This window comes from Marinobacter alexandrii, assembly GCF_005871205.1.
GTDB lineage: Bacteria > Pseudomonadota > Gammaproteobacteria > Pseudomonadales > Oleiphilaceae > Marinobacter > Marinobacter alexandrii.
Map to the genome: position 1 here is coordinate 1 of NZ_SWKM01000002.1, position 3,190 is coordinate 3,190.

A 3,190-nucleotide genomic window follows, 5' to 3' on the forward strand; every position below is an offset into this window, starting at 1 on the left:
TTTCGTTCAGGCAATAAAAAACCCCAGCCTCGAGGAAGCTGGGGTTTTTCGGTATTAAGAGTCTGACGATGACCTACTCTCACATGGGCAAATGCCACACTACCATCGGCGCAGGCCTGTTTCACTTCTGAGTTCGGGATGGGATCAGGTGGTTCCAAGCCGCTATGGTCGTCAGACAAAACGGTTGATCACTGGGGGGACGAGAAAGAGGTGTGATAGTGATTTCGTTGCGTTATCCGCAATTGTCTTGGGTGTTATATAGTCAAGCCGCACGAGCAATTAGTATCGGTTAGCTCAACGCCTCGCAGCGCTTACACACCCGACCTATCAACGTCCTGGTCTTGAACGGCTCTTCAGGGACCTTAAAGGTCCAGGGAGATCTCATCTTGGAAGGGGCTTCCCGCTTAGATGCTTTCAGCGGTTATCCTATCCGAACATAGCTACCGGGCAATGCGTCTGGCGACACAACCCGAACACCAGCGGTTCGTCCACTCCGGTCCTCTCGTACTAGGAGCAGCTTTCCTCAAATCTCCAACGTCCACGGCAGATAGGGACCGAACTGTCTCACGACGTTCTAAACCCAGCTCGCGTACCACTTTAAATGGCGAACAGCCATACCCTTGGGACCGGCTTCAGCCCCAGGATGTGATGAGCCGACATCGAGGTGCCAAACACCGCCGTCGATGTGAACTCTTGGGCGGTATCAGCCTGTTATCCCCGGAGTACCTTTTATCCGTTGAGCGATGGCCCTTCCATACAGAACCACCGGATCACTATGACCTACTTTCGTACCTGCTCGACGTGTCTGTCTCGCAGTTAAGCGGGCTTGTGCCATTACACTAACCGCATGATGTCCGACCATGCTTAGCCCACCTTTGTGCTCCTCCGTTACGCTTTGGGAGGAGACCGCCCCAGTCAAACTACCCACCACACAGTGTCCTCAACCCCGATAAGGGGTCCAAGTTAGAACCTCAAACATGTCAGGCTGGTATTTCAAGGTTGGCTCCATGAGAACTGGCGTTCCCACTTCAAAGCCTCCCAGCTATCCTACACAAACATGCTCAAAGTTCACTGTGAAGCTATAGTAAAGGTTCACGGGGTCTTTCCGTCTAGCCGCGGATACACCGCATCTTCACGGCGATTTCAATTTCACTGAGTCTCGGGTAGAGACAGCGCCCCCATCGTTACGCCATTCGTGCAGGTCGGAACTTACCCGACAAGGAATTTCGCTACCTTAGGACCGTTATAGTTACGGCCGCCGTTTACCGGGGCTTCGATCAAGAGCTTCGCACGAATGCTAACCCCATCAATTAACCTTCCGGCACCGGGCAGGCGTCACACCGTATACGTCCACTTTCGTGTTTGCACAGTGCTGTGTTTTTAATAAACAGTCGCAGGGGCCTGGTATCTTCGACTGGCGTCAGCTCCACCCGCAAGGGGTCTCACCTACCACCAGCGTGCCTTCTCCCGAAGTTACGGCACCATTTTGCCTAGTTCCTTTACCCGAGTTCTCTCAAGCGCCTTGGTATTCTCTACCTGACCACCTGTGTCGGTTTGGGGTACGGTCTCGAATAGCCTGAAGCTTAGAAGATTTTCCTGGAAGCAGGGCATCAATGACTTCCCGCTCTCAAAGAGCAGTCGTCGTCGCGTCTCAGAATTGTGGACCCGGATTTGCCTAAGTCCACTCCCTACACGCTTAAACCGGGACAACCGTCGCCCGGCTCACCTAGCCTTCTCCGTCTCTCCATCGCAGCTATCCAAGGTACGGAAATATTAATCCGTTTCCCATCGACTACACCTTTCGGTCTCGCCTTAGGGGCCGACTCACCCTGCGCCGATTAGCGTTGCGCAGGAACCCTTGGTCTTCCGGCGTGCGGGTTTTTCACCCGCATTGTCGTTACTCATGTCAGCATTCGCACTTCTGATACCTCCAGCAAGCTTCTCAACTCACCTTCGCAGGCTTACAGAACGCTCCCCTACCCCGCATACAAAGTATGCAGCCGCAGCTTCGGTGACCAGTTTGAGCCCCGTTACATCTTCCGCGCAGGCCGACTCGACTAGTGAGCTATTACGCTTTCTTTAAAGGATGGCTGCTTCTAAGCCAACCTCCTAGCTGTCTGAGCCTTCCCACATCGTTTCCCACTTAACTGGTACTTGGGGACCTTAGCTGGCGGTCTGGGTTGTTTCCCTCTTCACGATGGACGTTAGCACCCACCGTGTGTCTCCCGGATAGTACTCACAGGTATTCGGAGTTTGCATCGGGTTGGTAAGTCGGGATGACCCCCTAGCCGAAACAGTGCTCTACCCCCTGTGGTATTCGTCCGAGGCGCTACCTAAATAGCTTTCGGGGAGAACCAGCTATCTCCGGGCTTGATTAGCCTTTCACTCCGATCCACAAGTCATCCCCTGGCTTTTCAACGACAGTGGGTTCGGTCCTCCAGTTGATGTTACTCAACCTTCAACCTGCTCATGGATAGATCGCCCGGTTTCGGGTCTATGCCCAGCGACTAAATCGCCCTATTCAGACTCGGTTTCCCTACGGCTCCCCTAAACGGTTAACCTCGCCACTGAACATAAGTCGCTGACCCATTATACAAAAGGTACGCCGTCACAGAACAAGTCTGCTCCGACTGCTTGTACGCATACGGTTTCAGGATCTATTTCACTCCCCTCACAGGGGTTCTTTTCGCCTTTCCCTCACGGTACTGGTTCACTATCGGTCAGTCAGGAGTATTTAGCCTTGGAGGATGGTCCCCCCATATTCAGACAGGATACCACGTGTCCCGTCCTACTCGATTTCACTAAACTCAGGTTTCGGATACGGGGCTATCACCCACTATGGCGGCACTTTCCAGAGCCTTCTCCTACCAGTTGTTTAGCTTAAGGGCTAATCCCCGTTCGCTCGCCGCTACTTAGGGAATCTCGGTTGATTTCTTTTCCTCGGGGTACTTAGATGTTTCAGTTCCCCCGGTTCGCCCCTTACACCTATGTATTCAGTGCAAGGTACCCGACCGAAATCGGGTGGGTTTCCCCATTCAGAAATGTCCGGATCACAGCTCGTTTGCCAGCTCCCCGAACCTTATCGCAGGCTTCCACGTCTTTCATCGCCTCTGACTGCCAAGGCATCCACCGTATGCGCTTAGTTGCTTGACTATATAACCCCAAGACAACTGCAATCGAGCCAACCTTC

At 53.3% G+C, this 3,190-nt stretch carries 2 rRNA genes; both read right to left on the reverse strand.

Annotated features, from left to right (window positions below):
- Positions 1-60: 60 nt before the first annotated feature.
- Positions 61-176, reverse strand: a 5S ribosomal RNA gene (gene rrf, locus FCS96_RS00070).
- An 82-nt stretch (positions 177-258) separates the two neighbouring features.
- Positions 259-3,153, reverse strand: a 23S ribosomal RNA gene (locus FCS96_RS00075).
- Positions 3,154-3,190: the final 37 nt, after the last annotated feature.